Origin of the sequence: Lacticaseibacillus casei DSM 20011 = JCM 1134 = ATCC 393 (assembly GCF_000829055.1) — a bacterium.
GTDB classification, from domain to species: domain Bacteria; phylum Bacillota; class Bacilli; order Lactobacillales; family Lactobacillaceae; genus Lacticaseibacillus; species Lacticaseibacillus casei.
Map to the genome: position 1 here is coordinate 2,918,288 of NZ_AP012544.1, position 6,642 is coordinate 2,924,929.

Here is a 6,642-nt window from a genome sequence, read left to right on the forward strand (position 1 = left end):
TTTCTCATCACATTAAAGGTTACTTACCTAAGCAAAATTGACTGAATAACTGGGTAATCAATTCATCCGGGGCACTTTCACCGGTAATCTCCCCAAGTTTGTCCCACGCTGCGGTCATATCAATTTGCACCAAATCGATCGGCATCCCGGCATCGATACCGGCAATGACCGCGTCCAGACTTTTGCTAGCCTGGCGCAGTAAGCCGATTTGCCGAGCATTCGAGACCATAACGGTACCCTGACTGTTTTCAATGCCGCCAAAGAAGAGTTTGGCGATCCGTTCATCAAGTTCGTCCATCCCATCACTGGTAGGAATGGCGGTTTTGATGACCTCATTGGGCTTTACTAATTGGTACAGCACATCTGTGTCGAGTTGCTTTGGTAAGTCTTGTTTATTCAGGACAATCATGCGTTTTTTGTCCGCGGTCGCCGCAATCAATTCGCGATCTTCGGCAGTCAGCGGTTGACTTTGGTCTAATACCAGTAAAATCAGATCCGCCTGCGTGATGGCTTGCCGCGAACGTTCGACGCCGATTTTTTCGACTTTATCGGTGGTGTCATGAATGCCGGCAGTGTCGACCAACTTCAACGGAACACCGCGCACATTAACGTATTCCTCCAGCACATCCCGCGTGGTACCGGCAACATCGGTCACGATGGCCTTGTCCTCATGCAACATATGATTCAGCAACGAACTTTTACCCACATTCGGGCGACCGGCAATCGCTGTTGCAAGGCCTTCGCGTAGCACTTTTCCTTGGCTGGCTGTTGTCAGCAGCTGTTCGATGGCTTTTTTGACGGTTTGCGCTTTTTCAAGCAGCATTTTGGTCGTCATTTCGTCTGTATCATATTCGGGATAATCGATATTGACCTCGACCTGGGCTAACACTTCGAGGATCTCCTGCCGCAGCCGTTTAATTAATGTGTGCAGATTCCCATCGAGCTGATTAACGGCGACCTGCATGGCACGATCCGTTTTTGCCCGGATCAGATCCATGACTGACTCGGCTTCAGTGAGATCAATCCGGCCATTTAAAAAGGCCCGTTTGGTAAATTCGCCTGGCTCGGCCATGCGGGCACCTTCGCCAAGTAACAATTGCAAAATGCGATTCGTCGCAACAATCCCGCCGTGACAATTGATTTCAACCACGTCTTCGCGAGTAAACGTCTTTGGCGCCAACATCACACTCACCATCACTTCATCAATCAAGTCGCCAGTTTCCGGATCGACAATGTGGCCATAGTGAATCGTATGACTTTTGACCTGCGTGAGATCTTTGCCTTTGAAGACTTTGTTGGCAGTTGTGACGGCGGTTTCGCCGCTGAGCCGGACAATGCTGATCGCACCTTCGCCAGGCGGTGTCGAAATCGCTGCGATGGTGTCGTAAGCAGTGATAGATGTAGACATAACGGAAGACTCTCCTTTTTTGATGGTTTGTGAGTTGGCTAGGTTTGGGATGGTTTGGAGGCATTGGTTGAAGCTATGGGTGGGTCGTTTTTTCCGCGGCTCTCCATAAAGCGCTCCTGCTCGCGCTCACTTCACAAAAAAAGCGCCGAATCCAATCTCCGCCCTTGTTTGGGAGAGACTGGATAAAGCACTTTGACTACTTCATCGTTATTAAACTGTGACCATCATACTTAAATCAACGCTGCTTGTCAAAAGTTAGTTACGGTCGTTTTGGTGTGACCACGACGTAGCGGCGGGGGTCGACGCCTTCAGAATGGGTGTCGACGTATTGATTGTCGGCTAGGGTCGTGTGAATGGCCTTGCGTTCGAATGATGGCATTGGATCTAAGTAGATCGCCTTGCCGGTTGCCAGAACCTCACGCGCGGTGCGTTCGGCTAAACGTGTAACGGTGGCTTGGCGGCGTTCGCGATAATCGCCAACATCCAACATAATCGTCCATTTGCTTTTGGCATAATGGTTGAATTCGGTCTGAGCTAAGTATTGAATGGCATTGATGATCTTGCCGTGTTTGCCGATTAACAGCCCTTCCTCATCGGTTTTGAGTTGGAAGGTAACCGTGTTGCCCTGACGTTCGCTGGTGACTTGCGTTTTGATTCCCATGCCGGTGGTGATATCTTCCAGATAGCTTTGCACCATCGCCAGCGCTGTTTGATTGTCGCGCTTTTTAGTGGTGATATCGTTAAACGCACTGGCAATTTTCTTGCCGGCAGTGTCGGTTAATGCCACTGCAAGCTTGCCCGGCCTCGATTTGCCTGCAGGATCATGGTCGGTTTTCGGATCAGGCGCTGGATCGGCTGGTGGCTCCAATGGTTTTAGATTGACAATGGCCGGTTTACGCATGAAGCCCAGGAAGCCGTTCTTGTTTTCCTGAACGACTTGAACGCTGACCGCATCACGTGGTAAGCCAAGTTGCTTCAGCCCGGTTTCGATGGCTTTTTGAATCGTACTGCCTTGAAAGGTTGGCATCTTGCTTCCTCCCGTTGTTATTTACGCCGTTTGGTCGCTTTCTTATACGCCTTTTTGAGTGCCCGTTCTTTTTCCTTTTCCGCCCGCGCTTTTTCTTCACGCTCGCGCCGAATCTTGAATGGGTTTTGAATCAGTAACTGCTGAACCATTGAAAAGGCGTTGGTAACAACCCAGTAAATGGCCAGCGCACTTGGTAAGGTTACTGAGAAAACAAAAATCATCAGCGGCGAAATGATCATCATAATCCAACTGCTTGCGTTGCGGGTTGGCTGAGCCATCATGGATAAAATGCTGGTGCCTAACGTAAATAAAGTAGCCAGAATCTGCATCACCCACCATGGATCGGGTTTGGACAGGTTCATCCATAGGAACGTTCCGGATTGCAGCGATGTTGTTCGCAGAATCGCTTGATACAGCGCAATCAGAAATGGCATCTGAATCACGATTGGCAAACAGCCCATCACTGGATTGACGCCTGCAGAAGCATAAAGTTTCTGGGTTTCGTCACGCAGCTTGGTCTGGGTTTCCGTGTCCTTAGAACTGTATTTTTGTTGCAGCTCTTTCATCTGCGGAGCGAGTTCCTGTTGCTTGGCCATACTCTTGATGGACAGGTAGCTCAACGGGAAAATCAAAATCCGGATGATCAGGGTGAAGGCGATAATCCCGACACCGGGGTTGCCGCCAAACAGATTTGCCAGCCAGATAACAAATTGGCCGGCCGTGTAAACCACATAACGATCCCAGAATCCGGTACTATGTTCTGACACTGGCGCCGTGCCACAGGCGGTCAGAATGAAAACCAGACTCAGCATGCTCACAATGACAAGCAGGCGTTTGATTTGACGATTTTTCACAAATAATCCTTTTCTTAACCTAAGCATGGTCAGATGACCTCGATATCTTCGTTCAGGATGCCCGCCAAGCGCATGACATGAATCAGGTTCTTCTTGGTCTCAGCCATATCAAGCTGGTTAGCGGACTTACGCGCAATGACCAGAAAATCGGTCTGCGGATCAATGTCGGGTTTTAACTCAAGCAAGCTTTGGCGAATATAGCGTTTAATCTGATTTCGCATCACGGCGGTGTGGCCGACTTTTTTGCCTACAGAGATCCCCACCCGAAAATGGGGTTGATCACGTTTCATGTGATAGATCACAAAATTGCGGTTGGCAACCGAATCGCCGTGGTCAAACACATTTTGAAATTCAGCTTCTTTTTTGATCCGATACGACTTGCGCAATGATGCTCCCTCACAATCTGGTTCTAAGTATACAAGACGATTTGATGTTTTCCTATATGTATCAGCAGGTGACTGCCGATTTTATATGATAAATGGGAAATTAGGCGATGAACAAAATGAACGGCAACGACCAACAATCGGGTCATTGCCGTTCATTGGATGGCTGGTGGGGTTTGGTTTCGGGGGGCGTTGCAGTTAAGATCGGCGGCTCCCTTAATTGGGAATGGCCGAGGCTCTCCGAAACGCGCTCACAGGCCCAGAAGCCTGCGTGTAAGGACCTTGGTCGCAATGGCAAAGACCGCCATCACGGTTCGCTGGCCGAGAACTCTCCGAAACGCGCTCAGTGGCTTAGGCGGATAATACTTTACGTCCTTTAGCGCGACGGCGTGCTAAAACTTTGCGGCCGTTCTTTGTGCTCATTCGCTTCATGAAACCATGAACACGTTCGCGGTGACGTTTCTTTGGTTGGAAAGTACGTTTGGTTGTCATTGACGACACCTCCTATAAAACCCGATTTATCTTTTTAAGATGACTTGCATTATCAGACATCATCCGAGTTTACACGAGGACGCAAGCTGCGTCAAGGTTTTTTCGCTGACATGGTGGATCTTTTTTGGGCTTTTTGCTGATCTGACAGTTACGCACTGTTGCTGGTCGGCCTGTGGATAACTTGTGTATCGCAAAAATCGGTTTTAATTGTTATGCACAAATGGCGCACAGCTAATTCGCAGAATCACATGGGTGTTGATATAGTTATCCACAGGCTGTCAGAATCCTGTTCATATCTTGTGAAACACTTACTGCTACAAGGTTTAGGTTCCACAGACAACATGTGCATAACTGCATTTTTCTCGTTAATTCGGTGCGGGTGTCTTCAGGGCTGGGGATAATTTGTTCGCACCTTGTTTATTTCGCGAATTTTTGTTTGTGGAAAACTGTGGTTTCTGTGGAAAACTCAGTGCCGCAATGCTAAACTTATTTTTGCAGAACATTTTTCGACCTAATCAAAACCAGCCATTATATTCACTCGTTAGCCGAACTTAATCCTGTCTATCTTGATCGGCCTGTGTTTAAGTCGGCAATTTTAGGTTAAACCACATTTAGCGTTTGCTGATCCACCTGTTGACAACTATAGAGGTTGCCGTGGTTTTTTTATGCGCTGATGTGATGTTCGCGTATCATCACATGTTGGTCATCGGCGGCTTTTTTGGATGCTGATGACAACCGCTATTTAGAGACTTGTGGTCTGAAGTCAAGGGAGTGATTCAAATTATCTAGACTTGTTTCATTTTTCAGAGGGTATACTTCCCCCAGCCCAGGGATTTAGTAATTTCTCTAGGTGAATCTAAAGCCCTAACTTGACGCTTGGCGCGCTAGACCGCTTTGGCTGGTTTATACAACTCGTGGTTTTTAAGTAATGCATAGATCACGCGTACCAGCTTTCTTGCAGTCATGACACAAGCACGTCGGTGTTGATATTTTGGCACCTCCCGGTATTTCTTGTCGTAAAATCTGGCAAATGTGGGATCATGCGCTCTTACCGAGTTGGCAGCTTCAATTAGGTAATAGCGTAAGTACTGATCGCCGTTATGCGTGCGCGGCGTTAGTTGCCGCTCACCGTTTCCGGATTGACTTCTGCGCCAAACCAGTCCGGCATAGCTTGCCAAACTAGCTTCACTCGGAAACCGTTCAATCTGACCAATTTCAGCCAGTAGTCCAGCCGAGTAGACTGGGCCAACGCCTGGAATACTTTGCGTTGACTGTGAGCCATCAATGACGGCACACAGGTCGGTGATGCTCTTGTCTAGGGCTTTTAGTTGCTTTTGTAACATCCGGATCTGGTTGATGTAAATCGCCATGACCTGGTCAACAGAATCGGCAACCGTCTTGCTCAAGCGATAAGAGCTACGGATGGCTTTTTGTAAGGCCTTAGCGATCGCCTCTGGGTCACCAAAGCGACCGTGGGACAATTGGTTAAGATCTTGAGTAAGCGTCTGTAAGGGCATCTGAGCGATTTCGTCCAGTGTGTACTTTTCACCGCTAAGCACCGTCATCATCGTGTTTCCGAACACAGAAGTCGGTAGCTCAGCTTCCAGTGTGTTCAATCGGAAGTACAGATTGTTGAGGAAGTGGTTTTTGCCATCTGTAATTTGTTTGACGACGTGATACCGTTCGCGGGTGAGCCGCTGTAAGGCAATGTGTTTCTCGTCGCGGGTCACTGGCACTTGATACCGGCCAATGCGCAGAAAGTCTGCGATGTGGAAGGCATCAATGGTATCAGTCTTGTCGTCATCGAACAATTGGCTGTAACGATGAGTCATCTTGGGGTTCAACGTGACGACAGTGGCATCCAACGCACTGAGCGCTGAGCTTTGTTCAAAGTAAAGTGTGGGGTGGATGTTGTACACCGAGGTGGCTTCCATGCCAATCACGATCTTTAGTGAATCATCTTGGCGTTTAGCCCATTCCAGGATTAATTTCTCAATTTGGCCGGCCCCGTCAGGGGTATTCGTGGTCTTGTCCTGGAAAATAACCTTCTTGGCAGAATCCAAGCCACAGTAATCAAGCTTTGCTTTTGAAACATCAATACCAACATTCAAGTTCATCGAATTGGACCTCCTTTCTGTTCTGATTTATGGATAGGCTTGGGCGCTGCGCGATATTCCCTAATTATGAACCTACAGTACTTCCTCGCAGTATGAGCAGTCTGTCTGAGGATCAGTAGCTGCTCGGTGAAACGCGAGTCACCGAACTGATCTCCAGCCCCCGCAGCTTGTGGTTTGTGCTTGTTCGATTCATCTGGGCGGCAGTCTCGGGGTGAAGTCTAGCAATAGCTAGCAACAGGAGGGAAAAGCCTATACCAGTTGGACCCAAATCCAATGAACAACTAGAGAATATCACGCAACATCCAAGTACGGAGCTATCCAAGAACTTGGTTGTAATTTAAATATACGAGGAGGGGCGCTT

Annotated in this window: 6 protein-coding genes; all 6 read right to left on the reverse strand. The window is 48.3% G+C overall.

Annotation, left to right across the window (positions count from 1 at the left end):
- Positions 1–19: 19 nt before the first annotated feature.
- The 6 genes from mnmE to LBCZ_RS14100 all read right to left on the reverse strand — a co-directional run bounded on the left by mnmE (position 20) and on the right by LBCZ_RS14100 (position 6,281).
- The gene (gene mnmE, locus LBCZ_RS14075) at positions 20–1,408 is read right to left on the reverse strand and encodes a tRNA uridine-5-carboxymethylaminomethyl(34) synthesis GTPase MnmE (protein ID WP_025013691.1); all 1,389 of its coding nucleotides are present in this window, start codon (positions 1,406–1,408) and stop codon (positions 20–22) included.
- Between the two features lie 259 nt (positions 1,409–1,667).
- Complete coding sequence (gene jag, locus LBCZ_RS14080; RefSeq protein ID WP_025013692.1) at positions 1,668–2,435, reverse strand: RNA-binding cell elongation regulator Jag/EloR; 768 nt, start codon at positions 2,433–2,435, stop codon at positions 1,668–1,670.
- Between the two features lie 17 nt (positions 2,436–2,452).
- A complete protein-coding gene (yidC, locus tag LBCZ_RS14085) occupies positions 2,453–3,289 on the reverse strand; it encodes a membrane protein insertase YidC (RefSeq protein ID WP_025013693.1) in 837 nt (278 codons plus the stop codon).
- Positions 3,290–3,318: 29 nt separating this feature from the next.
- Positions 3,319–3,675, reverse strand: a complete 357-nt coding sequence (gene rnpA, locus LBCZ_RS14090) for a ribonuclease P protein component (RefSeq protein ID WP_010490327.1) — start codon at positions 3,673–3,675, stop codon at positions 3,319–3,321.
- A 348-nt stretch (positions 3,676–4,023) separates the two neighbouring features.
- Positions 4,024–4,164, reverse strand: a complete 141-nt coding sequence (gene rpmH, locus LBCZ_RS14095) for a 50S ribosomal protein L34 (RefSeq protein ID WP_003568442.1) — start codon at positions 4,162–4,164, stop codon at positions 4,024–4,026.
- Between the two features lie 884 nt (positions 4,165–5,048).
- Complete coding sequence (locus LBCZ_RS14100) at positions 5,049–6,281, reverse strand: IS110 family RNA-guided transposase (protein WP_039639065.1); 1,233 nt, start codon at positions 6,279–6,281, stop codon at positions 5,049–5,051.
- Between the last annotated feature and the right edge of the window lie 361 nt (positions 6,282–6,642).

Coding starts and splice junctions, on each gene's coding strand:
- LBCZ_RS14100 (WP_039639065.1), bottom strand. CDS start 6,281: ATGAACTTGAATGTTGGTATTGATGTTTCAAAAGCAAAGCTTGATTAC.
- mnmE (WP_025013691.1), bottom strand. CDS start 1,408: ATGTCTACATCTATCACTGCTTACGACACCATCGCAGCGATTTCGACA.
- jag (WP_025013692.1), bottom strand. CDS start 2,435: ATGCCAACCTTTCAAGGCAGTACGATTCAAAAAGCCATCGAAACCGGG.
- rpmH (WP_003568442.1), bottom strand. CDS start 4,164: ATGACAACCAAACGTACTTTCCAACCAAAGAAACGTCACCGCGAACGT.